Below are 22,300 nucleotides of genomic sequence, written 5' to 3'. Positions count from 1 at the left end.
TCAGAAATAGATGTATAAGAGGAAATTATTAAAATAGATTATCTTATTCTCATTAACAATAGTCATTCATTCATTAACGCATGGCATATTTGAGTACTCGCTTTTATAATAACATTCTCTATATTATTTTCTTAAAAAGGCATAATACTATAGAATTTTTCATAAATTCCATGAATATCACACCTTATTTCGGGGTAAAGATTAGTGAAAATGCTACAAAATAAGGAGTGACTATAGTGAAATTCTCGATGGAAGTTTATGTCGTGGGAAGAGATAAACCTGTTTTTGAAGCAGAAAGAGAAGATGATAACATTAAAAAAGTAGTAAAAGCTGTTGATGGAGCATTAACAGAAAACCGATATGTGACTTTTGGGAATGTAGGGGAAGATGAGGTCATTGTTTGTTCTGAGAATGTCACACATGTAAAAATTAAAGAACTTGTTAATGAATAATAATAGGCTGCTCGAATGAGTGGTCTTTTTTACGTTCTAAATATGAAGTGAATTCATGTTGTTCCAATGGTATTTAGTACTGAATTAGATTAACACTCTTTTTTAAATAATCACCATGAAACACCTTGATTAATTGTTAATAATGAAAGAGGATTGTTTGTTATTACTATGAGCTGGAGAAACCTACGAAGTATAGCTTATCTCTTTAAGACATTCTTCCAATTTGGAGGTAATTCATAGGTTTCTAAATGATTATATTTTACTACCTTTATTGGAGTAGTGGGAGAAGAAGGGAGTTCCAACGTCAATCTATCTTTACCAACTTGTATATGAGGTCCAAGAACAGGCATTACTTCTACAGTAATTTCAAATAAGAAGCTACGAAAGCCATTTACTCTCTTTAATTGAATAATATCAATATCATAGGGATAAACCTCAGGTTGTTCTGTTAGCGACTGGGAATAAAATTCTCCAACGGCTTTAGCAATAGGGGCTTCAAGTAAGGACATTAGTGCATCATGAATGATTAAATCATTTGATTCTCTATTCGTATCAATAGTATAAGTTAAGCCAGTATTACCAGGAAAAAATATAAGTAAAATAAAAACACAAAGAACAATCCGATATTTCATACTTAAACCACCCTTTAGTTGAATAATCATTATATTTCCACTTTTAGTAAAAAACATACATGGAAGTGTCCATAATATATAAAATTTAGAGTGTGTAGAAAATGAAGTTTGACACTATACTTTTTTTGACTCGATTAAAATTGACCTCTTAAAATTATTCGATTCTTAAAATACAATAAATAAACGTCTTGCTTGTTACGCTGCGTCATAAGCTAAAATCGTAACAAGGAGGTGTTAATGATGTTCATATTTGGACGAATCAAAGAAGGTGACCCAAGATTTAAAATGGTTGAGAATCAGATAGAAGAGCTTAAAAATGATTTAGAAACTTTTCCTGATGAGCTAGAAGCTTCGCTTTCTGAAGTTCTAACTAATGCTTTAAAATTTAAATGAAAATCTTCAGAACGATAATGATTAGGTAATGTAGTTACATTGCCTTTTTTTCTTGGTTAAAATTTATAGATTAAAACAAATGAGTGAATTTTATCATTGCTCTATAAATGAATGAAAAAAGAACGTTTATTAAAAACCATGTCCTGAATGTTTGTGAATTTACTTGTTGATTGTAACGGTAGGTAGTGACTCCCAAAGGATGAGCGCCGTTTGAAAATCCACTCTGACGACGCTCTGCCTAGTCAGAGTTAGCTGAAGACAAGCCCTTGGGAAAACATCTACCTAAAGTGTAAATCAAAAACTTAACCGCTCGATTTTTATTAAAAGATAGGAAGGATGAAGTGGGTTTAAGAATAAAACAGACAAGTTATTTAAAGAAGTTTTGAATGCTTTCGAATTAACTCGTTGATTGTAACGATAGGTAGTGACTCCCAAAGGATCAGCGCAGTGTGAAAATCCACTCTGACGAAGCCCTGCGTAGTCGGAGTTAGCTGAAGACAAGCCCTTGGGAAAGCATCTACCTAAAGTGAAAATCAAAAACCAACTCGTGCGGTTATCATTATAAGATATGCATTATGAAATGGTTTCAAATAAAGAGAAGTAAACAAATAAAATGGACGTAAAGTCGGTCATTACACGCTCATTAAAATAATGAATAATAATATTCTTTATTCCTCCTAGTTCCATACTTTTTTTAAAAAAAGTAATTTGACAAAAAATACTAAAATCCTGCATGATATTAATGTGGAAAGAGGATTGAGCAAAGAGGACTTAACGTTCTATAAGGGGAAAATATTTAATTATCGTACCTCTTTTATCATTTTGGTGAAATAAATAAAATACAACCAGATTGCGGGGGAAATGTATGAAACTAGCACAAAGATTGTGGCCATGGACTGCAATTGTAGCATTAATTATTTTTGTCGTTGAATTTTTCGTTGATTTAATATGGCTTGATATTGGTTTTAATTTATCGGTAGCCCTTACTGTAACTTTAATTGCCATTGAAATGGTACGATCTAATACGAAAAATAAAAAATGGGTTATAGGCATTGTCGGTTTTTTCGTGACAGTTTTGTTAGTAGAAGTCATTTATATGTTATGGAATATTTTTTAGTTTATTTTTAATACAGAAAGCAATTAGCTTTTGTTACTTTTTTTTGAGGGAGAGGAAAGAACCCATCCAAAGATTCCACCACTTACTATTCCAAAAATGATAGCTGAAGTAGTATTATTAAAAGTTAAAAATCCAATAATCAAAAAAGTGATGATACAAAGAAAGTAGCTATACCAGTTTTTGAACATGATTGAACCTCCTAAGCATTTTAAAAGCGTTTCTAATATACATACGAATTACTTCAACTAAAGTTTCAAAGCGACACCACCTCAATCAAAATAGTCACTTTATAAGAGCGAATATATTGATAGAATTATGCAAAGTTTAAGAGATTATCATGTCCGGAACTTTCCATTTTATTTTACGTATATACTGGGAGAGGTGATAGAATGGTTTTTTTGTTGAGTGTGCAGTTTGTAACCAACATGTAGGGTTAAATAGATATAAAATAGCTGAAGAGAATTGGATTTGCTCTAAATGCTTAGAGAGGGCGAATTTAAAAATTAATTCCTCATTAAAAACCATTACGCTTGATTTTGTAAAGTCTTTGATTAAGAGCAACTAATGAAACGATGAACAGACCTACTTATTAAATTTTTGAATGAAGCGAAATCTAATAGGGAGTGTAATGAATAGGTACACAAGAAATAGACCTTCCTTTTTATTTATAGAAGGGAGGTCTTGTTGAAGAATCTAAATAAATAACCTAACCGAGCTGATTATTATCGTTCATTTGGTGCTTCCACCGGACGAAGAGTGGGTTGGTGGATTTAACTAGAGCACTTTACACATACGGTGCTCTTCAATCATGCATTTGGTATCTGCCACTTTTCAATACATTCATTTTCGACATGCAGTCAATAAATTTCTTTGTCCTAGATTGGATACTGCTTATCTTACTGTTGTACTAGATTCAATCGATAGTTGACCGTTGCTATCTATTTCCTCAATAATAATGTCCACTTTTCCATTATAGCCTTTTCCGAAATAACCAATAATCGTTTTTTCATACTTTTCATGATAGTGTAGTTCCATAGAACCTTCATGAAACTGCTCATTTGAGCTTTCCATTATATCAATTTTTATGCTATGAGTTTCGCCAGCTTGTATGGCAGGCAGTTCAATCGGTGATTCAACATTCGTATAAGTAATCGACAAACCCATTATCGCTTCATGAGTCTCATTTTTTACATGAACGTCTATTTCATGAGGGTTATAAAAGAAGGACATATACATTACATATAGTAACAAACATGCTGTTATAGAAAGAATCCATTTTAAATATTTTCTCATAAACAAAACCTTTCATCTTGAATTTATTAACCATTTGAATTAGTAGAGCTTACGTCTCGTAATATAGCAAATGTAAATTCGTCTTAAAGTATCTCATTCATTTCCTATTAAGTAAAGATCATGTAATTAATTATCATTTAATAGTAAAATATATACATAAAAGAAATGTATAGGAAGTGTTGTTTATCATCGTTAAAATAAATGTTAAAAATCAAGAGACCGCTAAGGAAATACTTACCATTCAGTTATTAGCTTATAAAGTAGAAGCAGAAATCATTCGTTTTGATGGAATTCCACCATTAAAAGAAACAATCGATGAAATTATTTATTCCGAAGAAACATATTTAGGTTATATAGAAAGAGGTGTGTTAATCGGCTTTATTTCCTACATAAAAAAGCGAGATTCCTTTCAAATAGGTAAGTTAGTTGTAGACCCCAGTCATTTTCGGAGAGGGATAGCGAAGAGTTTACTAGAATATTTTATAAAAATAAAGTTACGAAAGATTCTTTAGTAATGGTAAGTACTGGAGCAAAAAATGAACCTGCTAAAAGGCTTTATAATTTATTTGGATTTGTTGAGTTTGAAGATATTGAAGTAGGACCTGATGTCTTTATTACGAGTATGAAATTTGTACCTTAGAAATGATAGATTGGATATTTATAATATGTCTCTTAAGAATGGAGGTACCTTTTAATGGTAAGAGTGTCTAAAGGGATACTTATAAAAGCTATATTTCTCATTTTTGTTCTTAGTGCTTGCTCACAAGGAAAAGTATTAACGATTTATGACAAGATTGATAATGAAAGTCCACCTAACTCAATAGAAGAGTTAATCGGCAGCGGAGATGTTATTATAAAAGGCCATTTTACTCATTATCTAGAGTCAGTTAATATGATTACCTCTGATGAAGAAGGTAAAGTACCTTCCGAAGATTTTTATTATGAAGGACGTGTTTTTAACTTTCATATAACCGAGTATTATAAAGGTCAATCACCGACTAGTATTTCGGTACTTATACCTTACGAAGAAAAAATGGATATCTTTAATGAGAGAGGTCGTTATATCACTACGGTTACGTTGCCGAATCTCGATTATGAAGAGCCTGATCCGGAAAAAGAATATATCCTATTACTAAGTGAAAATCCAACTGTTGAAAATGGGTATAGTCTAGCGCATGAATTATATCAGATAGAAATTTCAGCTGAGAAAAACCTCAAATTTGTTTCTAAGAGAATAAAAGGAGATTTAGATTATAGGATTAGACTGAACAAGAGTGAAGATGAGCAGAGCGAGGAAATCGTTTATCAATTTAGAGATGGTAGAGCAATTGATTATCATCAGCAGGTGATTATATATGATAATTTAGTAGAAAACATGACGGAAGAAGACTTTTCAAAAATTTTTGAAAAGAATTAGATAAGGTTCTCTATTATCAGAAATCATGTAATTTTCAATATTCTTAAGATGCTTCTAGAATCATCTTTTTTTCTGCTAATGTTCTTTTAATGACACTTAGCTCTAATTACTTGCTTAAATAAAAAAATAAGCGAAAACCATTAAGACAATAATGACTAGGATTAGTATGCCAAATCTTTTCCACCCTAAACTACCAACCAAATCAGACAGACTTCCGAATTGTGATCGGTTAAATGCATCACCCAGATTTCCTGTAGGGTTTCCTTTGAGTTCATCTTGTCTTAGCTTTTCTCTTCTTTCTTGAGGTGTTTGCTTAGTTTCTTTCATGTTTTCCCTCCTTTTTCAATATTTAACTAGATTAACCTCATTATATATGATTTAGCTTCGTTTTATAACTATACATTTCATTATTGAAGCTTAAATTTGGAAGAAAGTTGATATTGAATGAAATGAAGGAATTTCTAATTGGTAAAAATGTTGTATATCTCATTCATTTTAGGAAGTAGGTGGTCCAATGATTAAGAAATTAGCGATAATACTCTACCTATTGCTTTTGTGTTCTTGTTCCTTTCTGTTAGAAAATAATCGTCAACAGACAGTGTTTGATGCTGAAAGCTTTATCCAGTCAATCGATCCAGATATTAGAATAATAGAACAGAAAAAACTATCTAATGAAAAAGAAATTTATGTGCTGATTAGAGGCTATAAAAATTCGGCTGCTATTAATTTTCTCACCGTATATAGAGAGGATAAACAAGATAGTAGAGGTTATTTGAACGGTAATTTTATCGATTTCGAGGGAGAAGTTGATTTTTCGTATGAACTCATAGACGAAGGAGATGTAACGATACTATTTGGAAAGAACTTGACATTCCATCATGCGGACGAAGTATTATTAAATAATGAAGCGATAAGCTATGATTCAGAGTCTCAATTTTTTTATCATATCAGTGAAGAACCGCTTCAAAATCCCAAAATAGATGTTGTTATAAAATAACGAGTAAGTGATGTTAGAAAGTTGAGCTACTAGTATAGTGCAAGAATAAAGGAGAATGAAGAATATGACGAGAGTACTATGGGAAAAAGAGCTTGATGATTATTATCTTGGAGAACCGAGCACTGAGCAAATAGAAAAAATACAAAATGAATTAAACATTGTTTTACCTAGCTCGTATGTAAACTTGATGAAAAATAGAAATGGGTTTTATTTGACCAATAAATATTTTCCCACAAACGAACCTAATAGCTGGAGTGAACAATCGGTTTATATCGATTATCTATTGGGAATTGGAGAGAGTCCTGGAATTTTAGATACTTTGTATTTACGAAAAGAATGGGGAATTCGTAGTCAAAAATTAATCATCATCTCCGCTGAACCACCAATGTTTCTTTGCCTAGACTATAGAAACAGAAAAAATCCATCGGTTATATGTATAGATGTAGATGAAAACCAAGAATTTAAATTAGCAGAGAACTTTGATGAATTGATCTCAGGGTTAGTTGAGTATATAGAAGAAGAGCCATCTACCTATGATAAAGAGCTTACAAATGAGGAAGTGAAGCATTACTATAGTGAAATCGATCAAGTAATCCTAAAAGGTACTCCAAAAGAAGTAGACCGTCTTTTCACGAAAGTGCTCTCAACGAATAATGAGTTAATACGATATATGGTAAAAAAAATGAAAGAACACAAAAAGCCAAAGGTACAAGTCTATTTACTGTTATTTTTAATGTGCTGCGCTGAAGGGGAAAATCAAGGGACAATAGAAGATAGCGATTTACTAAACATACTAAATGACCTTTCCAAAAGTAAAAATAAAGAAGTGAAAGAATTAACAGATTACAGCTTGGAAAAATTACAAAAGAGGATAAGTTAAGGTCTTGAACCTTTAGGGGGTATTTATATACTTTTACTGATAAAAAGATATCCTAATTTTATAGAATATCTTTAATTTATTTCATCAGCTGGATTTCTTTTTTTGAATGTCCCAAAATAAACAATCAAACTAACAATAAAGGCTGCGAGTGCAAACCAAGCTAATGTATTGGAAACAGGGATGATATTAAAAAAGCCTAAAACGGCAATAATCGGCATAGAAAACATACAAGTTAAAACAGTACGGTATCTTGAATGATGCATTCTTTTTTTAAAAGAAACCATGTTATCACCTCATCATCATGTATTACTCTGTTATTTACCCTAAAAAATGGATGGTAAAACAGATTTAGGTGAAAGCTGCCTGCTCAAGACCTATACTATGTACATAATGAAGGTCCTATTGATTGGACTATCTATTTATAAAGGAGGTTTTGGTTTGAAAATTAAATATACATGCCTACTCCTTATATTCATGATTTTAAGTGGATGTAATGAGAGTGAACGACAAGTTCATCACGATACACAGACCTACTTAGAAAAAGGGGAGTACTTTACAATTGAACTAACGGTACCCATTCAAGTAAATGTAGATGAGCCTTTTTGGATTGAGAAGAAGTTAATTTATGAAGGAACAGACGATATTTCGGTTATGCATGCCAACCCTTTTATAAGAAATACATTTTTGCATGATCATGGAGAAGAAGTTGATTTCGGAATAGCTTATGTGGATATGGCAGTTACAACTGAATTTAAGAAGGGAAAATCCATTAACACAAAAGAAGAATTTATCCTAAAAGAACAAGGGGATTATGACATTCTTACTAGCTCTTTATTGACGCTTGAAGATGAGGATGAAAATGAAATGGATATTGAGGTGAAAATCGAACCTATTAAAATGCATGTGATGGATTGAATTTTCATTAAGAAAACTCTTTGATTCCTATTTTTTGCTGAAGAGGATTCTTGAACTGCCGTGTTCCAGTTGAGATATAAATGTATAAAATGTAGGTAAACCAATAGGATAAAAAAAAGGTCACCTAGGATGAGGGTGACCTTTTTAGTAGTTCTAATTGTTAGATCTGAGAAGGTGGTTTCACCTATTTGGCTCATCAGTTAGTCACAGCTCGACTCTCCTTATTTAGTTCCCATTCCTTCTTTAAAATGCCCATATGTATAATATCATGCCAGCGATTCCCTCTAAAAAGTGCCTCTCTGTTTGCTCCTTCTTGTTTGAAGCCCAGTTTAGTGTAAAGGTGAACGGCTTTTTCATTAAAAGAGAATACCTTTAGATAGACTTTATGTAAGTTTAATTCAAAAAAAGCAAAATCTAAAATTTCCTTTAAGACAATCGTTGCGATGCCTTGCCCCCAATATTCCTTTTCTCCAATATCAATAATAAACTCAGCATTTCTATTTTTGGAATCGATGTTGATTAAAGAGGTAATCCCTATAGGATTATTTCCTTCCGTTTCCTCAATTATATAACTTTTTGAATGATTTCCATTTAAAATAACCTGTTCAAAGAAATCTTTCGTTTCTTCTAAACTGTATACATCCAATGAAAGACTTGTGGAATTCATTACTTCAAAATCATTCCGCCATTTATGGTAAGTATCCACATCCGTATGGGCAACTTTTCTTAGTGTTACTTTTGATTCTGATGTTTGAAGCATCTCATAATCCCTCCATTTCAAATTCTCTTTATATTACAATTTAATACAGTAGTGGAAAGATGTAAATCATTTATATACAAGATTAAGAAGGGAAATTCTCTTTTTGCATCTCTCACTTTCTTGTTGTTTTTTTTAGCTAAGTAGGTATAGAAGTCTATTAAATGTATGTACAAGCTTTTAGCTTGAATTTAAGAAAAGCCCAAGCAAAACAAGCAAAAAAACATAAGATAGCCCTAGAGAGACTAGTAGTGTATTTCTAGTTTTCTATCATTTTGTCTGTCATGAAATAAGAATAAAAGATATTTGAAAGGAGAGTAATAATGAAAAATCAGCAAAAATTAGTAGAGGTAGCGGTAGGTCGAATTCTAGATAAACATAATGTAAGAAGTAGCAATGACTTATCCTTAAATGATCAAGCAAAAGTGAAAAGCACGGTCCTAGGTATTCAAGATGAGGTGAATAAATTTTTGCAAGGCTTAAATCTAGAAACCGTTGAAGCGTCAATGGATAGTCAATCGTTTAAGAGAGATAATGATCGTTCTTCTGCAAAAAGAGTAAACACTAGTGAAAGTGAAAATCAAATTCCTAAAGTTAATTTTTTCGATCAACCAACAGCTAAAATTACTAGAAAATATTCAAATAACCATTTTTTCAATCAAAAAAGATTTTAAGAGATTTTAATTAGTTCGTCCAAGCAAAATCAAAAAAAAAACATAATTTAAATTATCTTACAAGAAAGGGGAAATGAAAAATGAGTGAACAAAATAATTCTTTAGAAGTAGAGGGAGCAAGAAGATGGTCAGCTCTTGATCCGAATTCATGTCATCCAATGGGTAACAACGGTAATAGTGAAAATCAAAATGCTGATCAAACGAATAAGACTTTACAGCTTTCAGAGGAGTATATTTTCATTAAAGATTCCTGTGATGTAACGGTCAATTCTACCGATACAAAAGCTGCTCTTTCTTTGCAAGCTTCTTTACAAGCTGCTATTGCTCTAGTCATTAGTATTTCTATTGCAGATAGTGAAAGAGCTGAAAAAATTACTCAAGATCTTTTACAAAGCTCTAAAGTTAAACAATTAAGCTATCAAAAAACAGTTGTAGAAAATTCTAGAAATGTAGATGTTAGCACAACTGATACTCAAATCGCGATCAATATTCAGCTGTTACTTCAAATTCTATTAGCTTTATTAGTACAATTAGACATTTTATAAAAAGAAGAGCCAGACTAAAGCTTTATAAAGCCTAGCTCATGATAGTGGATGGGGCAATAATCGAAAGTAAGAGAATTGCCCCTTTACTTTTGAGTGACAATAATTCTTACTATCAATATATGCTTATCATTTAGTTATGTGACTAAAAGTCATAAAGAAAGAGCGAAAAAGAAACATTGCTGAAAATATCATTTATAAAATAGTATAGAATTTGTTAAATCTCATTACCAGGTTAAAAAAAGGTATAGTGGCAAGCTTTCTTGGTTTTTGTAAGTCTATACATAAGCTTTAAGCTTGAAATGTTAATCTCCCTACGTTTTGTTTTTGGATGTATAGAAAAATAGAGGGTCTTAACCTTCTCTCTATTCGTTATTAAGCAAAGAATGAATCCTTAAAAATATGTTTGCTAGGTACGTTGTATTGCTTTAATTGCTTCACATTGTCATGAATGAAGGCTTTACTTCCCGCGATATAATAAAATGCTTCTTTTTCTTCGTTAACGCTGGCTTTGAGTTGAGCTGAAAGCGCCGAGGCGTCAGTAAGGTAGACGATGTCTAAAGGTAAAGATTGAGATAGTGTTGTCAAATGGTTTTTGAACGGGAATCTATCATATTTATCCACGTATAGAAGTTTGATTTTCATTGTATGATTATTGTTTTGGTCGCTCATATGTTTGAGCATGGAGTAAAAGGGAGTTATCCCAATCCCTTCAGCAATGAAATACAAAGGTTTATCTTCTTTCACATAAAAAGAGCCAACAGGACCATTCAAAGTGACTGTCTCATCCGGCTTTAAATGAAATAAAGCATTTTTGAAATCACTTGGTGATTCTTTTATTGAAGTTGTAATCGTAATGAATTCTTCAGTAGGTGATGAAGATAAGGTAAAAGCTCGAGTAGAATCCTTAAGATTTTTTTGATTTATTTTAAAAAGTCCATGTTGACCAGAATGCCAATGTAAGTTTTTTGGTTTTTTAAAATAAAAGGTCCATATGTTAGAACCCTCTGATTCCTTTTTAAGAAAAGAAAGTTCATTTTTTTTAAAGATTGTTAATGAATCCTTTAAAAAGCCCATACTATATCGACTCCCCGCTTAAATATGATGATAATTTCTCTAACATACTAGACCAGCCATAATAGGCTCCGTAATATTCAGTGCTTTGGTCAGGAAAGCCCGTTTGTTCTAAGTGTACATAGGTTATGTCACCTTCCTGCTTTAAAGTCCATGTAACAACTGTATCGATAGGGCCTCCAATCCAAGTGTACGATAATTGAGAGGGTTTATTTACAGTCAGCACTTCACTATGTACGACTAAACCAATTTCTTTATTCCAAAACCTACATTTATAGCCAACGATAGGTTTAAAATTATTTTCCATGACCCACTGAGCAAGTATGTCCGGATTGGTTAAAGCATTCCACACTTTGTCTATTGGACTTTTATATTCAAAATCAAGTGATACATTAAACAAAGATTATTCCTCCAATATGTTTTTTAATAAATTTCCGCGTTCTCTCCAAAATTCTTCATAGTAAAGCACCCAATCCTTTATTTCCTGTAGGGGTGCACCATTAAAACTGAATATCGTTTCTCGACCAACTTTTCTTTTATAAACAAGATTTACCTCATTCAAAATAGTAAGATGTTTGGTGACGGCTGTTCTACCAATAGGAAAATGAGGGGTTAATTCATGTAAAGCGAGTTCTTTTTCTTTTGATAATAGTTGTATCATTTTACGTCTTGTAGGGTCAGCAATAGCAAAAAATATATCATGTTGCTGACGTGCTGCTTGATTCATAGTCACCTCCGAAAAAAGACACCTTAAAGTGTCTTTTAATGATATGACACTTTAAGGTGTCGTGTCAATCGAAAAATGAAATAGTGGAACAATGAGCTAATGTTGATGCTTCAAATACTTGATAAATGTACGGGAAAATTGACCAAGATTTTCCCTTGGAAAATATTTTGATGATCGATGAGGGGATTTTTTCCATTCGAATCGATGTTAATTACCAAGGTCAAGTTTAAAATCTGTTATGTAAGAATGTAATATATATATTTCATAATGCAATTTATATGTTACAATTCATGTAGGAGGAGAAGAATGTTGAATCATAAAATGAAGATAGCAAGAATGGAAAAAGGATATACACAGCAACAATTAGCGCAAAAAATTGGGATTACTAGACAAACGATTAGCTTGATCGAAAAAGGGGCTTATAATCCATCTTTAAAGCTTTGTATGGAGATTTGTTATGAGCTTGAAAAGACACTTGATCAATTATTTTGGATAGATAAGGAAGGGGATTAAGCAAATGTTTAAAAAAATAACGGATGAAAGAATTGCTGAGAAAAACCTGAAAATGTTCCGAACATTATTTATCATTCAAACATTAGGAATTATATTCTTACTCACTCTACATGTGATTGAACATGGAATAGCTGAATTAACATCAACACCTGTTTGGTACGTTTTTATTATTACAGGTATAGTTTCTGGTTATTTACAGATGAATCTATCTGTTGAGAATGATGATAACGATAAAAAGCCATCAAAATATTCCATCGGTGTAAGCTTGATAGTAAGCTTACTTCTATCCTTTGTTATAGCGTTTGTCCTTTTACAAGACAATTCATTAGTTGCTAAAAGTATAAGTATGTTTTTCTTCTTTATCGCGATATTTATCCCATCTTTATATATTTTTTATTTGCGTAAAGAAAAGGCAAAAAAATTAGAGGATGAAGAATAAACGTGGAAACGGGATGATGAACGAGATGAAGAAGTCTACTCATGATTATGCCCATTCTTCTCATAAACAGATAAGCTTAATCATGAGTATGTAAGGTGTGCTTCTATTGTGTAGAAAAAGGTAAAACTAAACTTGCTTACTGGTGTTAAGAAAATCCAATGAAAGTTAAGAGAATGTTCAAAGTCATTCCAATTATTAAAATTAATTTAAATCCTCTTTGTTTTGACATAATTTAAATATCCTATTAGCCCCACAAAAAACCAATCACTGAAAGTAATAATTCCTAATGTTACTGAAATCCATCCCTTTAGGTTGACTTTTTTAGTTGTTGACCTCCCCATAGACCGAAAGACATTATTGAACTCTTTATTAAGAAAGGGTTCAACTATAAATATGAACAATCGGTTATTTTCCCATGAAAACCTTTAATAAAACAATTACTATTTTTCTGGCAAACGATTTCTCAAAATAAGCCTATGTGATTTGGAAATGAAAAGCGCAGAATAGATACTTTTTTTGGGATTATTATTGAAATTCACTGAATATTTATTATTAAATATTAAAAATTTATTGTAAAACGATAAATTTTAGATTATGATGGATTCATATAAATAGAAAGTCTAAGAGGGGGTTTTTTCATGGAAAAGGGTAAAACAACTTTTTTAAAGATGGCGATTATTATAATCGGATTCATTGTATTAATCTTATGTATTTTTTTCATGCCATCACTAGCTAAAAAAACAGCGGAGATGTTTCCGGAGTATTCGTACTTAAGGTATCCAGTTTTAATTGGATTGTATGCAACCATTCCACCTTTCTACATAGCTCTATATCAAGCTGTTAAATTGTTACGTCGAATAGAAAAAAATGACGCCTTTTCAATAAAATCTGTAAAAGGTTTAAGGGTTATTAAATCGTGTGCTATTATGATTAGTTTATTTTATACATTGGGTGCCATTTTTCTAATGATACAAAATGCTTTTCATCCAGGAATCGCATTAATGATTTTAACTATTATTTTTTCTTCTTTTGTTGTAGCTGTCTTTTCCATGTTACTACAAACGCTATTAAGAAACGCATTAGAAATAAAATCTGAAAATGATTTAACCGTATGAGGTGAAATGATGGCTATTATTATTAATATCGATGTCATGTTAGCCAAAAGAAAAATGAGTGTAACAGAGCTTTCAGAAAAAGTAGGGATTACGATGGCAAATCTCTCAATTTTAAAAAATGGAAAAGCGAAAGCTATCCGAATATCAACATTGGATTCAATATGTGAGGCATTAGAATGTCAACCAGGTGATATTCTTGAGTATCGGAACAATAACAATGATAATAACGTGTAAAAATATCTCTCGATAGGAAGGTGGAATTTTGAAACGATTAAGGATAATAACGATAGTGCTACTGATGATGATCGTTCTTTTATGGTTTGTTCCTATTACGGAATTTCTTACTCCCTCAACCTCTTTAAAAGACGAGTCTATTGGACCTTTTTCTATAGGTAATAAAATAGACGAACAATTACTTTCATTATATGGGATTAATCAAAAAGACAAGCAACCTGGGGGATATGGATATAGTGGTGACGATATTTATATAAAAACGGATTATCATCACTATATTGAATCGATTTCAATAAGCAATCATTTAGAAACTTCTCGGGGCATAAAAACAGGGAACATAGATGAAGATGTAATTACTGCTTATGGAAATAATTATTATACTTATAAAGAAATGGGATTAGGAGAAGCGATCGAATATAAGGATAAGAAGCAGAGGATTAAATTGACAGCTTGGACTGTGGAGAATGAAGTAAAATATATTTGGCTTTTTAGTTATTAATATTAGTCAGTGAGCATAAAGGCATTGATCAAGAATTTAAAAGTATGCCATTGGCTCAATTTACTTTAGCCAAAAATCGATCGAGCTAAAGCACTCCCGATTAGCACTGCGAAAAAAGCTAAAACATAAATGAGTATATATTTTCTTTTCAAGTTAAACACCCCAAATTTTAGTAATTAATAATGGATATACCCGCTTTGGGGGACAATAAACAAAAAAGGTATCTCTTGGATACCTGAATGTACACTAATAAATCATTATTTTATAGATTTAACGGTCCATAAATTAACTTTTTTCTTGTTCAAATGGTGATTCAATTTATCAGCTAATGATTTAGCTTCGTGTATGGTAAGGAAGGCTTTTGGGTTTTGAGTAATAGAATCTTTCAACGTTTCCTCTTTCCCTTTTATACATCTAATCAGTATATAAATAAGGCACTCCTCCTTACATCCATTGTCTCACATATTTCAAGGTAGATGTTGTAATTATAAAAATTAAATGAATTAGTCGCATGATTACATAAATCAAGTGACCTAATAATGGAGGAAAGGTTAAACTTATTATGATTTTCACTTATAATTTAACCGATGCTTTATTTCTTTTCTAATTAGCTGAAGACAAGCCCTTGGGAAAGCATCTACCTAAATTGAAATTCAAACACCTAATCGTTCGGTTTTCATTATTATGAAATTGATTCAATTTAAAACAAATTCCTATAATTGACGAAATTTATACATAATTAATTCATTGCGTAGACATAAAATATGGTAAAATGAAAGATAAGTCCCAATGCTTAATGAAAGTATAATCATTAGGCCTACTTACATATTTTGTAGTAGACAATAAATATTATGGGGATATTTAAATATTATAAAAAGCTGGAGGTGATAATGGTTGGGACAAACAAATAATAATGAAATTAACTATGAAAAAATGAAAAAAGAAAATTTTTGGATGAATACTTTATTAATTGGAACAATTGTCGTTCTAACGTTAATTGTTAAACATAGCATGTAATGAACTTAAAGGTTGGCGTAATCGCCACCTTAATATAAAGAACCAGTGCACTTTACAATCGTAAAATCACTGGTTTTTATTTTTTAGTGATTAATGATAGGGGGAGATGGTGGAGCTTGCCACCATTAGCTGGAAGTAATTATCAAATTGTTTACTTTTCTCAGCAGGTTTTCAAATAGTAAGATAATAAAAATGGCAAAAATGTGAAGGAGTGTACTCATAATATTCACCATTTAGTCAAAGACATCTTGAAAATATATACATATACTTAAAGTATAAAAAGTGATTTGGCCATTCATCTTTTTTTTAACAGAACTTGTGAAAATGTTCACAAACTAATTTTTAAAAGGAGTGGTGAAAATGGAGAAAACAAAAGAAATGACGTTAAAGAAAAATGTAAATAATTCAGTTGAGCAGATGATTGATTCATTAGTAAAAAAAGGAGAGAAGGCATACAAAGAGCTGTTAACTCATACTCAAGAACAGGTTGATCAAGTGGTTCAAGCTCTCGCTTTAGCAGGCTTAGATGCACATGCTCAACTAGCAGAATTAGCTGTAAAAGAGACTGGTAGGGGTGTTGTAGAAGATAAAATGATTAAAAATATATTTTCTACTGAATATGTGTATCATTCAATAAAAGACGAAAAAACAGTTGGAATAATCAATCAGGATCCACACAAAGAAGTCATAGAAATAGCTGAGCCATTAGGAGTTATTGCAGGTGTTACACCAGTCACCAATCCGACCTCTACCACGATGTTTAAAATCTTAATTGCTCTAAAAACAAGAAATCCAATCATTTTTGCTTTCCATCCCTCTGCTCAAAAATGTAGTCAAAAAGCAGCAGAAATTATGTACTCTGCTGCTATGAAAGCAGGAGCTCCAAGTAACTGCATTCAATGGATTGAATCGCCATCTTTAGAAGCCACTACACAATTAATGAATCATCAAGATATTGCGATTGTTTTAGCAACGGGTGGTGCAGCAATGGTGCAATCTGCTTATCGAACAGGTAAGCCAGCTCTTGGTGTAGGACCTGGGAATGTTCCGTGTTATATACACAAAGAAGCAAATGTGAAGCAAGCCGTAAATGATTTAATCTTGTCGAAAACATTTGATAATGGCATGATTTGCGCCTCCGAGCAGGCCGTCATTATCGATCAAGAAATATATGAAGTAACCAAAAAAGAACTTCAATTTTATCAATGCTATTTCTTAAATAAGGAGGAGCTAAAAAAAGTTGAAAAATTAGTAATTAGTGAAAAAACTTGTGCAGTAAATCCTTCAATTGTCGGAAAAAAAGCCTATGAAATAGCACAATATGCGGGTATTAATGTTCCAATCGACACGAAAATTTTAATAGCAGAACTAACGACTGTAGGCTCTCAATCTCCATTATCAAGAGAGAAGCTAAGTCCTGTATTAGCTTGCTATAAGGCGGAAAACGTAGAGCATGGTTTCAAGCTTTCAGAAGAAATTCTAGCTTTTGGAGGACTGGGGCACACAGCGGTTATTCATACTCAGAATGAACAATTAATGGAAAAATTCGGGTTAAAAATGAAGGCTTGTCGAATTATTACCAATGCTCCTTCATCACAAGGAGCAATAGGAGATATTTATAATCAATTACTACCATCACTAACATTAGGCTGTGGCTCCTACGGTAAGAATTCTACTTCCTCTAATGTGGGCATCCAACACTTAATTAATATTAAAAAAATAGCTAAAAGGCAAAATAATATGCAATGGTTTAAAGTACCTGCGAAAATGTACTTTGAAAAAAATTCTACCCAATATTTGAAAGATATACCGGGGTTATCGAGAGTAATGATTATTACCGACGATATTATGGTAAAAATGGGTTATGTTGAAAACGTCTTATCCTATTTAAATCGTCGAGACGAGAAAGTTCTATACGAGGTATTTTCTAATGTCGAACCCGATCCTTCCTTAGAAACGGTCTATAGGGGAACAAAGGCAATGAATGATTTTAATCCTGATACCATTATAGCGTTAGGAGGTGGATCGGCAATGGATGCTGCCAAAGCAATGTGGTTATTTTACGAGGATCCATCCATTGAATTTGACGGCTTAAAACAAAAGTTCTTAGATATCCGAAAGCGAGTTTTTAAATATCCGAAGCTAGGCAAAAAAGCAAAATTTATTGCGATTCCAACAACTTCTGGAACAGGCTCAGAGGTCACTCCATTTACGGTGATTACCGATCAAAAAGGACAAACAAAATATCCTCTTGCCGATTATGAGTTAACACCTGATATAGCGATTATTGATCCTGTTTATGTACAGTCGGTTCCACCAGAAGTGACGGCAGATACAGGAATGGATGTACTAACTCATGCTATTGAATCCTACGTTTCTGTGATGGCTAATGATTATACAGAGGGCTTATCTATCAAAGCGATTCAACTTGTTTTTGAATATTTGCCAAAAGCCTATCACAATGGAAATGATTCTCTTGCACGTGAAAAAATGCATAATGCTTCTACTATCGCTGGAATGGCTTTCGCTAATGCCTTTTTAGGAATTAATCATAGCCTTGCTCATAAGCTAGGGGCAGAATTTCATTTGTCTCACGGGCGCGCAAATACAATTCTGATGCCTCACGTTATTCGATACAATGCACAAAAGCCAACTAAATTTACTAGTTTCCCTAAGTATCAATACTATCAAGCAGATAAGAAATATGCTGAAATTGCACGTGTATTAGGGCTCAACGCAGCATCTACAGAAGAAGGGGTGGATAGTCTTGTAGAAGCGATTATAAAGCTCGCAAAGAAATTAAATATACCTATGAGTCTTTCACTTTGTGGGATTGATCAAACGTTATTTAAAGAGAAAATCAATCGACTATCTCAACGTGCCTTCGAAGATCAATGTACAACGGCCAATCCTAGAATGCCACTAATCGAGGAGTTGAAAGAAATCTATCAAAAGGCGTATGAAGGGGTATAAGTGGAGCGAGTTACGAAAAGTGATAGCCTGATCTAGTTTAAAATGTATAGTATCAAAACAAGTGCTCTTAGCGACGATGTCGTTCAGAGCACTTTCATTTTCTCTTTTATGTTAAATGATTTTCTGCACACTAGTTGATGTAGTTAAATTATGGTTTTGGCTAGGAACACTCATGACAGCATCCTCATTAACCCAAGCAATCTTTCCTTCTTTACTGAGTCGATATAAAATGGGAAACAATGTTTTTCGAGAATGACCTGTACTTAAACATAACGTTTCAATCGATGGAAAAACATGACCCTCACACATACCCTTTATAACGATTAGTATTAAACGATCCTCATTATTCACACTAAATCCTCCTAAGATTAGGTTTTTCTTACTAAACTTATTAGCTAAAAAGTCGATCAATCCTTCCTAAATCGTTCAACAATATCTGTTACATTTGTCGAATATCATACAAATAAAAAACTACTAAAGGAATATTCCTTTAGTAGTTAACATACTCTTTAATGAATCGTTCTAAAAACACCAATTACTTTTCCTAGAATGGAAACATTTTTTAATAGAATAGGGTCCATTGTAGAATTCTCAGGCTGAAGGCGAATAAAGTCTTTTTCTTTAAAGAACCTTTTTACCGTCGCTTCTTCGTCTTCTGTCATGGCAACAATGATATCACCATTATTAGCCGTTTGCTGCTGTTTAACAATCACCATGTCACCATTAAATATACCAGCTTCTATCATACTATCTCCTTCAATTACAAGCACGTAAGTTTGTTCATTTGAAGAAAGATGCTCAGGCAATGGTAAATACCCTTCAATATTTTCAATGGCAGTAATAGGAGAACCAGCCGTAACTTTACCAATAATAGGAATATGATTCACTTTTCTGTCAATAGAATCCATCTCTACTACTTGTCCTTGGTCTAAGTCTAACACTTCAATTGCCCTTGGTTTGGTAGGATCGCGACGAATGTATCCCTTTTTCTCAAGTCTAGATAAATGACCATGAACGGTAGAACTAGAAGCTAACCCTACTGCTTCACCAATCTCACGTACAGAAGGTGGATAACCCTTTTTTCGTACTTCAATTTTTATAAAATCTAAAATTTCCTGTTGTCTTTTAGATAGTTTAGTAAGTGTCACGATGTCACCCCTTTTTTCTTTTTCTTTGATTAAATAAATTGTAACATGCGAACGTATGTAATGCAAACATAAGTTCTAAATAAAGCTTGACACAAACAAATGTTCTAGTTTAGTATAAGTGACAGAACGTATATTCCTATTTGAGGTGAATGTGATGAAAAAAATTACAGGACAAGATAAAATGATGATTCTAGTAGCTTTTCTAACTTTAGGACTAATGCTACTTCCTATATTACAAGTCGATAAGAGTTCGACGATTGAAAATGAGCCCTTGATAACTTTTGAAGATGATCAAGAAGAAAGAATATTAAGCAAATCAGAATATGATCAATTAGTAGAAAAAGAGAAGAGTATGACATCCTTCTCTCAGTAACTATCAGTAAGAAATGAAAAGAGAGTGTCTAATGTCGGAAAATATCGTTATTTATGGAAGAGTAAGTACATCAAAAGAAATACAAGAAAGCTCTTTGGTGAGGCAAGTTGCTGAGTTAAAGAGTATCGCTACTGAAAAAGGCTGGAAAATAGTGAAGGTTTTTAAAGAGGTTGCTAGTGGATATGAAATGGATCGTCCAGAATTAATTGATTTATTATCATTTTGTAAATCTGAATCGATTGATAGAGTTTTGGTTCAGGATGATACTAGAATCGGGAGAGGCCATGCTAAGATGGCGATTGTTCATGAATTGACCAAGCACGGTACAACCATTTTTACCGTTCAGGATGGTGGAGAGCTTCAATTATCTGAGGCTGATCATATGGTGCTTGAAATTGTCTCGATCGTAGAAGAATATCAAAGAAAAATCCACAATCTGAAAATAAGTCGTGGTATGAAAACGGCGGTCCGAAATGGATATCAACCAGAAAGAAATTTATCTAAGAATAATACGGGTGGAAGAAAAAAAATCGAGGCACCGATAGAAGAGATTGTCCGATTGCGAGAAAAAAAATTACCGTTCCATGATATCGCTGCTACTTTAAGAGGATTTGGTTACGACATTTCTAAAGCTACTGTACACAGACGGTACCAACAGTATGTAAAAGAAATCGAATCAAATCATATTTGAGTGAATTTCATAATTGCTCTACATGTGAATGGAACCGAATTTTTCTTATAAGTTATGTTTTGAATGTTTGTGAATTAACTTGTTGATTGAAACGATAGGTAGTAACTCCCAAAGGATGAGCGCTGTTTGAAGATCCACTCTGACGATGCCCTGCGTAGTCGGAGTTAGCTGAAGACAAGCCCTTGGGAAAGCATCTACCTAAAGAGGAAATCAAAAACCTAATCGTTCGTTTTTCATTATAAGATATGAATTATGAAATTGCTTCATTTATTGAAAAGAATAAATGAAGTAAGTATTCCAATTGAGCATATAACTTTACCTTGAAGTATTTCCTTTGAATGGAATTACAAGAGTAAGGCTCTATAAGTAATTTTTTCGATAATCACTTTTAAGTATTTTAGTAGTAAGGGAGAACTTTAGTTACTTAAACTATTCTATGTTCAATTAGATTTTATTTATTCGGTTTGTGAGATATGGTTGAATTAAAATAAAGTTTAAGTGGCGTTAATTCTAAGAGGATTAACGTTTTTTGTTGTTGAGTTATCATACTAGCCTAAAAGGATGGTATCTATAATGGGGCAAGGAATGAAATTCTTAAAAGAAATCTTAGACCATTTACTAGAAGCAAGAAATAAAAAGCAGTGGAAACTATTAACCTTCAATCATTTAACCAAACAAATGGAGTTAGAGACATTAGTAGAAATACATTTAAATGGTTTAAAACAATTACATTATCAAAATATTGCAGAATTCAAGCATGTAGAATTTGCTAGCGATTTCTATTATTAAACTCTAATATTGTTGAAGAAGTGGCATTCTTGCTTTCAATAGTTCATCTTCATCTTACTGTATATGAAGGGGTTCTCCACCTGTAATTGAACTTGAACGGCTGACGTTTAAAGTGACTTCATTTCGCCATACTGGTAAGTGAATTTGGCTATCTTCGGTCCAATATGCACCTTCAAGTCCAAGGAAAAAACTAGAAGGGCGTCCGTCTGCCTGATTCATTATAACCATCACATCTATTTTATCTTCATTTAACTTGTGAGCAAAAAAGCCAGTCGTTTCATATAAATTCATTCCTAGATGTATATCTAAAAATGATGAATCAGTATATTCAACTGTTACTTTCAAATCTCCATTTTTAGATTCTAATGTGAGATAAGTAGGTCCGAACAATGAAACAACCATGAAACAGACGAGGAAAATGGTGATAAAGGATAGAGCCAGGATGTTCGAAATTGTTCTTAAAATTTTAGGGAAGTGCTTAAAAAAACTGACAGACACTAAGAACACTCCATTGAGGAGAAGTATTGGGTAGAATCCTGAAATACCTAAGTAAACTAGGAAAAAATGTCCAAAATGTAACATAAGATATATTCCATTTAAAAGAAGGAAAGAAAGTATAATATAAAAGTTTCTTTTAGT

General features: G+C 32.5%; 32 protein-coding genes and 1 pseudogene. 22 read left to right on the top strand and 11 right to left on the bottom strand.

Translation table 11 applies throughout. The features are described 5' to 3' along the window. Positions 1 to 236: 236 nt before the first annotated feature. A complete protein-coding gene (locus AZF04_RS01125) occupies positions 237 to 452 on the top strand; it encodes a hypothetical protein (RefSeq protein WP_061947217.1) in 216 nt (71 codons plus the stop codon). A 197-nt stretch (positions 453 to 649) separates the two neighbouring features. Here the strand turns inward: AZF04_RS01125 and AZF04_RS01120 are convergent, their stop codons facing one another. Further along, positions 650 to 1,114 (bottom strand): DUF3888 domain-containing protein, encoded by a 465-nt coding sequence (locus tag AZF04_RS01120; protein ID WP_061947216.1) that lies wholly within the window; start codon positions 1,112 to 1,114, stop codon positions 650 to 652. A 207-nt stretch (positions 1,115 to 1,321) separates the two neighbouring features. On the opposite strand from AZF04_RS01120, the gene AZF04_RS21085 reads away from it, so the two are divergent. The 3 genes and pseudogenes from AZF04_RS21085 to AZF04_RS21995 form a co-directional block, all read left to right on the top strand. Then, complete coding sequence (locus tag AZF04_RS21085) at positions 1,322 to 1,477, top strand: hypothetical protein (RefSeq protein WP_156479555.1); 156 nt, start codon at positions 1,322 to 1,324, stop codon at positions 1,475 to 1,477. Between the two features lie 865 nt (positions 1,478 to 2,342). Next, entirely contained in the window at positions 2,343 to 2,594 is a 252-nt protein-coding gene (locus AZF04_RS01115) for a hypothetical protein (protein ID WP_061947215.1), read from the top strand. Between the two features lie 415 nt (positions 2,595 to 3,009). Beyond that, a pseudogene (locus AZF04_RS21995) lies at positions 3,010 to 3,159 on the top strand (hypothetical protein); the annotation flags it as partial. 326 nt (positions 3,160 to 3,485) lie between these two features. Here the strand turns inward: AZF04_RS21995 and AZF04_RS01110 are convergent. Then, positions 3,486 to 3,887, bottom strand: a complete 402-nt coding sequence (locus AZF04_RS01110) for a hypothetical protein (RefSeq protein ID WP_061947214.1) — start codon at positions 3,885 to 3,887, stop codon at positions 3,486 to 3,488. Between the two features lie 179 nt (positions 3,888 to 4,066). Here AZF04_RS01110 and AZF04_RS01105 point away from each other — a divergent pair, with 179 nt between their 5' ends. The 3 genes from AZF04_RS01105 to AZF04_RS01100 are packed head-to-tail and all read left to right on the top strand — an operon-like array spanning position 4,067 to position 5,304. Next, entirely contained in the window at positions 4,067 to 4,399 is a 333-nt protein-coding gene (locus tag AZF04_RS01105; RefSeq protein WP_061947213.1) for a GNAT family N-acetyltransferase, read from the top strand. Between the two features lie 2 nt (positions 4,400 to 4,401). Continuing rightward, positions 4,402 to 4,527 carry a hypothetical protein gene (locus tag AZF04_RS21730; RefSeq protein WP_268753409.1) on the top strand — a complete coding sequence of 42 codons (126 nt, stop codon included), beginning with the start codon at positions 4,402 to 4,404 and terminating at the stop codon, positions 4,525 to 4,527. 54 nt (positions 4,528 to 4,581) lie between these two features. After that, entirely contained in the window at positions 4,582 to 5,304 is a 723-nt protein-coding gene (locus AZF04_RS01100; RefSeq protein ID WP_061947212.1) for a hypothetical protein, read from the top strand. 114 nt (positions 5,305 to 5,418) lie between these two features. Here AZF04_RS01100 and AZF04_RS01095 read toward each other — a convergent pair whose 3' ends face one another. Further along, complete coding sequence (locus tag AZF04_RS01095; RefSeq protein ID WP_061947211.1) at positions 5,419 to 5,631, bottom strand: DUF6366 family protein; 213 nt, start codon at positions 5,629 to 5,631, stop codon at positions 5,419 to 5,421. Between the two features lie 187 nt (positions 5,632 to 5,818). Here AZF04_RS01095 and AZF04_RS01090 point away from each other — a divergent pair, with 187 nt between their 5' ends. Both AZF04_RS01090 and AZF04_RS01085 read left to right on the top strand, forming a co-directional pair. Further along, entirely contained in the window at positions 5,819 to 6,301 is a 483-nt protein-coding gene (locus AZF04_RS01090) for a hypothetical protein (RefSeq protein ID WP_061947210.1), read from the top strand. 64 nt (positions 6,302 to 6,365) lie between these two features. Further along, a complete protein-coding gene (locus AZF04_RS01085) occupies positions 6,366 to 7,181 on the top strand; it encodes an SMI1/KNR4 family protein (RefSeq protein ID WP_061947209.1) in 816 nt (271 codons plus the stop codon). A 71-nt stretch (positions 7,182 to 7,252) separates the two neighbouring features. On the opposite strand, the gene AZF04_RS01080 is transcribed toward AZF04_RS01085, so the two are convergent. After that, positions 7,253 to 7,465: a hypothetical protein gene (locus AZF04_RS01080; protein WP_061947208.1), complete on the bottom strand. Its 213-nt coding sequence runs from the start codon at positions 7,463 to 7,465 to the stop codon at positions 7,253 to 7,255. A 154-nt stretch (positions 7,466 to 7,619) separates the two neighbouring features. Here AZF04_RS01080 and AZF04_RS01075 point away from each other — a divergent pair, with 154 nt between their 5' ends. Beyond that, positions 7,620 to 8,096, top strand: a complete 477-nt coding sequence (locus tag AZF04_RS01075) for a hypothetical protein (protein WP_061947207.1) — start codon at positions 7,620 to 7,622, stop codon at positions 8,094 to 8,096. Positions 8,097 to 8,292: 196 nt separating this feature from the next. Here the strand turns inward: AZF04_RS01075 and AZF04_RS01070 are convergent, their stop codons facing one another. Next, positions 8,293 to 8,856, bottom strand: a complete 564-nt coding sequence (locus AZF04_RS01070) for a GNAT family N-acetyltransferase (RefSeq protein ID WP_061947206.1) — start codon at positions 8,854 to 8,856, stop codon at positions 8,293 to 8,295. Between the two features lie 320 nt (positions 8,857 to 9,176). On the opposite strand from AZF04_RS01070, the gene AZF04_RS01065 reads away from it, so the two are divergent. Then, positions 9,177 to 9,527 (top strand): hypothetical protein, encoded by a 351-nt coding sequence (locus tag AZF04_RS01065; protein ID WP_061947205.1) that lies wholly within the window; start codon positions 9,177 to 9,179, stop codon positions 9,525 to 9,527. Positions 9,528 to 9,607: 80 nt separating this feature from the next. Continuing rightward, complete coding sequence (locus AZF04_RS01060) at positions 9,608 to 10,072, top strand: spore coat protein (protein WP_061947204.1); 465 nt, start codon at positions 9,608 to 9,610, stop codon at positions 10,070 to 10,072. Positions 10,073 to 10,444: 372 nt separating this feature from the next. Here AZF04_RS01060 and AZF04_RS01055 read toward each other — a convergent pair whose 3' ends face one another. Genes AZF04_RS01055 through AZF04_RS20875 form a run of 3 tightly spaced genes read right to left on the bottom strand, consistent with a single transcriptional unit; the run spans position 10,445 to position 11,870 of the window. Next, positions 10,445 to 11,146 carry an FAD-dependent oxidoreductase gene (locus AZF04_RS01055; protein WP_061947203.1) on the bottom strand — a complete coding sequence of 234 codons (702 nt, stop codon included), beginning with the start codon at positions 11,144 to 11,146 and terminating at the stop codon, positions 10,445 to 10,447. A gap of 1 nt (position 11,147) precedes the next feature. Continuing rightward, positions 11,148 to 11,543: an SRPBCC family protein gene (locus AZF04_RS20880; protein WP_061947202.1), complete on the bottom strand. Its 396-nt coding sequence runs from the start codon at positions 11,541 to 11,543 to the stop codon at positions 11,148 to 11,150. A gap of 3 nt (positions 11,544 to 11,546) precedes the next feature. Next, positions 11,547 to 11,870, bottom strand: coding sequence for an ArsR/SmtB family transcription factor (locus tag AZF04_RS20875; protein WP_045479042.1), 324 nt, complete (start codon positions 11,868 to 11,870; stop codon positions 11,547 to 11,549). Between the two features lie 306 nt (positions 11,871 to 12,176). Here AZF04_RS20875 and AZF04_RS01040 point away from each other — a divergent pair, with 306 nt between their 5' ends. From AZF04_RS01040 to adhE, 7 genes are all read left to right on the top strand, one after another. Further along, complete coding sequence (locus AZF04_RS01040; protein ID WP_061947201.1) at positions 12,177 to 12,383, top strand: helix-turn-helix transcriptional regulator; 207 nt, start codon at positions 12,177 to 12,179, stop codon at positions 12,381 to 12,383. A gap of 4 nt (positions 12,384 to 12,387) precedes the next feature. Beyond that, positions 12,388 to 12,822, top strand: coding sequence for a DUF6773 family protein (locus AZF04_RS01035; RefSeq protein WP_061947200.1), 435 nt, complete (start codon positions 12,388 to 12,390; stop codon positions 12,820 to 12,822). Between the two features lie 638 nt (positions 12,823 to 13,460). Continuing rightward, positions 13,461 to 13,937, top strand: coding sequence for a DUF2975 domain-containing protein (locus tag AZF04_RS01030; RefSeq protein WP_061947199.1), 477 nt, complete (start codon positions 13,461 to 13,463; stop codon positions 13,935 to 13,937). Positions 13,938 to 13,946: 9 nt separating this feature from the next. Then, positions 13,947 to 14,171, top strand: a complete 225-nt coding sequence (locus tag AZF04_RS01025) for a helix-turn-helix domain-containing protein (RefSeq protein WP_061947198.1) — start codon at positions 13,947 to 13,949, stop codon at positions 14,169 to 14,171. Between the two features lie 28 nt (positions 14,172 to 14,199). Beyond that, positions 14,200 to 14,670 (top strand): hypothetical protein, encoded by a 471-nt coding sequence (locus tag AZF04_RS01020; RefSeq protein ID WP_061950394.1) that lies wholly within the window; start codon positions 14,200 to 14,202, stop codon positions 14,668 to 14,670. 894 nt (positions 14,671 to 15,564) lie between these two features. After that, positions 15,565 to 15,687, top strand: coding sequence for a hypothetical protein (locus AZF04_RS21725; protein ID WP_268753408.1), 123 nt, complete (start codon positions 15,565 to 15,567; stop codon positions 15,685 to 15,687). Between the two features lie 360 nt (positions 15,688 to 16,047). Continuing rightward, complete coding sequence (gene adhE, locus AZF04_RS01015) at positions 16,048 to 18,660, top strand: bifunctional acetaldehyde-CoA/alcohol dehydrogenase (RefSeq protein WP_305765090.1); 2,613 nt, start codon at positions 16,048 to 16,050, stop codon at positions 18,658 to 18,660. Positions 18,661 to 18,771: 111 nt separating this feature from the next. Here the strand turns inward: adhE and AZF04_RS01010 are convergent, their stop codons facing one another. Together AZF04_RS01010 and lexA are read right to left on the bottom strand one after the other, a co-directional pair. Then, complete coding sequence (locus tag AZF04_RS01010) at positions 18,772 to 19,011, bottom strand: hypothetical protein (protein ID WP_061947196.1); 240 nt, start codon at positions 19,009 to 19,011, stop codon at positions 18,772 to 18,774. 158 nt (positions 19,012 to 19,169) lie between these two features. Next, on the bottom strand, positions 19,170 to 19,808 hold the full coding sequence (lexA, locus tag AZF04_RS01005; protein WP_061947195.1) for a transcriptional repressor LexA: 639 nt from the start codon (positions 19,806 to 19,808) through the stop codon (positions 19,170 to 19,172). A 154-nt stretch (positions 19,809 to 19,962) separates the two neighbouring features. Here lexA and AZF04_RS01000 point away from each other — a divergent pair, with 154 nt between their 5' ends. The 3 genes from AZF04_RS01000 to AZF04_RS00990 all read left to right on the top strand — a co-directional run bounded on the left by AZF04_RS01000 (position 19,963) and on the right by AZF04_RS00990 (position 21,661). Next, positions 19,963 to 20,181 (top strand): hypothetical protein, encoded by a 219-nt coding sequence (locus AZF04_RS01000; protein ID WP_061947194.1) that lies wholly within the window; start codon positions 19,963 to 19,965, stop codon positions 20,179 to 20,181. 31 nt (positions 20,182 to 20,212) lie between these two features. Next, the gene (locus tag AZF04_RS00995) at positions 20,213 to 20,872 is read left to right on the top strand and encodes a YneB family resolvase-like protein (RefSeq protein ID WP_061947193.1); all 660 of its coding nucleotides are present in this window, start codon (positions 20,213 to 20,215) and stop codon (positions 20,870 to 20,872) included. Positions 20,873 to 21,445: 573 nt separating this feature from the next. Further along, positions 21,446 to 21,661 (top strand): hypothetical protein, encoded by a 216-nt coding sequence (locus AZF04_RS00990; RefSeq protein ID WP_061947192.1) that lies wholly within the window; start codon positions 21,446 to 21,448, stop codon positions 21,659 to 21,661. 54 nt (positions 21,662 to 21,715) lie between these two features. Here AZF04_RS00990 and AZF04_RS00985 read toward each other — a convergent pair whose 3' ends face one another. Further along, positions 21,716 to 22,159, bottom strand: coding sequence for a hypothetical protein (locus AZF04_RS00985; RefSeq protein ID WP_153017185.1), 444 nt, complete (start codon positions 22,157 to 22,159; stop codon positions 21,716 to 21,718). Positions 22,160 to 22,300 lie beyond the last annotated feature (141 nt).

Source organism: Alkalihalobacillus trypoxylicola, assembly GCF_001590785.1.
In the GTDB taxonomy this organism is placed as follows: Bacteria; Bacillota; Bacilli; order Bacillales; family Bacillaceae_D; genus Alkalihalobacillus; species Alkalihalobacillus trypoxylicola.
Note: the sequence above shows the minus strand (reverse complement) of the source record. Positions and strands in the feature narration are given on the sequence as shown.

Excerpts from the sequence above, each read along its gene's own strand:
- AZF04_RS01120 (WP_061947216.1), bottom strand. The coding sequence starts at position 1,114 with ATGATTATTCAACTAAAGGGTGGTTTAAGTATGAAATATCGGATTGTT.
- AZF04_RS21085 (WP_156479555.1), top strand. The coding sequence starts at position 1,322 with ATGATGTTCATATTTGGACGAATCAAAGAAGGTGACCCAAGATTTAAA.
- AZF04_RS01115 (WP_061947215.1), top strand. The coding sequence starts at position 2,343 with ATGAAACTAGCACAAAGATTGTGGCCATGGACTGCAATTGTAGCATTA.
- AZF04_RS01110 (WP_061947214.1), bottom strand. The coding sequence starts at position 3,887 with ATGAGAAAATATTTAAAATGGATTCTTTCTATAACAGCATGTTTGTTA.
- AZF04_RS21730 (WP_268753409.1), top strand. The coding sequence starts at position 4,402 with ATGGTAAGTACTGGAGCAAAAAATGAACCTGCTAAAAGGCTTTATAAT.
- AZF04_RS01100 (WP_061947212.1), top strand. The coding sequence starts at position 4,582 with ATGGTAAGAGTGTCTAAAGGGATACTTATAAAAGCTATATTTCTCATT.
- AZF04_RS01095 (WP_061947211.1), bottom strand. The coding sequence starts at position 5,631 with ATGAAAGAAACTAAGCAAACACCTCAAGAAAGAAGAGAAAAGCTAAGA.
- AZF04_RS01090 (WP_061947210.1), top strand. The coding sequence starts at position 5,819 with ATGATTAAGAAATTAGCGATAATACTCTACCTATTGCTTTTGTGTTCT.
- AZF04_RS01085 (WP_061947209.1), top strand. The coding sequence starts at position 6,366 with ATGACGAGAGTACTATGGGAAAAAGAGCTTGATGATTATTATCTTGGA.
- AZF04_RS01080 (WP_061947208.1), bottom strand. The coding sequence starts at position 7,465 with ATGGTTTCTTTTAAAAAAAGAATGCATCATTCAAGATACCGTACTGTT.
- AZF04_RS01070 (WP_061947206.1), bottom strand. The coding sequence starts at position 8,856 with ATGCTTCAAACATCAGAATCAAAAGTAACACTAAGAAAAGTTGCCCAT.
- AZF04_RS01065 (WP_061947205.1), top strand. The coding sequence starts at position 9,177 with ATGAAAAATCAGCAAAAATTAGTAGAGGTAGCGGTAGGTCGAATTCTA.
- AZF04_RS01060 (WP_061947204.1), top strand. The coding sequence starts at position 9,608 with ATGAGTGAACAAAATAATTCTTTAGAAGTAGAGGGAGCAAGAAGATGG.
- AZF04_RS01055 (WP_061947203.1), bottom strand. The coding sequence starts at position 11,146 with ATGGGCTTTTTAAAGGATTCATTAACAATCTTTAAAAAAAATGAACTT.
- AZF04_RS20875 (WP_045479042.1), bottom strand. The coding sequence starts at position 11,870 with ATGAATCAAGCAGCACGTCAGCAACATGATATATTTTTTGCTATTGCT.
- AZF04_RS01040 (WP_061947201.1), top strand. The coding sequence starts at position 12,177 with ATGTTGAATCATAAAATGAAGATAGCAAGAATGGAAAAAGGATATACA.
- AZF04_RS01035 (WP_061947200.1), top strand. The coding sequence starts at position 12,388 with ATGTTTAAAAAAATAACGGATGAAAGAATTGCTGAGAAAAACCTGAAA.
- AZF04_RS01030 (WP_061947199.1), top strand. The coding sequence starts at position 13,461 with ATGGAAAAGGGTAAAACAACTTTTTTAAAGATGGCGATTATTATAATC.
- AZF04_RS01025 (WP_061947198.1), top strand. The coding sequence starts at position 13,947 with ATGGCTATTATTATTAATATCGATGTCATGTTAGCCAAAAGAAAAATG.
- adhE (WP_305765090.1), top strand. The coding sequence starts at position 16,048 with ATGGAGAAAACAAAAGAAATGACGTTAAAGAAAAATGTAAATAATTCA.
- AZF04_RS01000 (WP_061947194.1), top strand. The coding sequence starts at position 19,963 with ATGAAAAAAATTACAGGACAAGATAAAATGATGATTCTAGTAGCTTTT.
- AZF04_RS00995 (WP_061947193.1), top strand. The coding sequence starts at position 20,213 with ATGTCGGAAAATATCGTTATTTATGGAAGAGTAAGTACATCAAAAGAA.
- AZF04_RS00990 (WP_061947192.1), top strand. The coding sequence starts at position 21,446 with ATGGGGCAAGGAATGAAATTCTTAAAAGAAATCTTAGACCATTTACTA.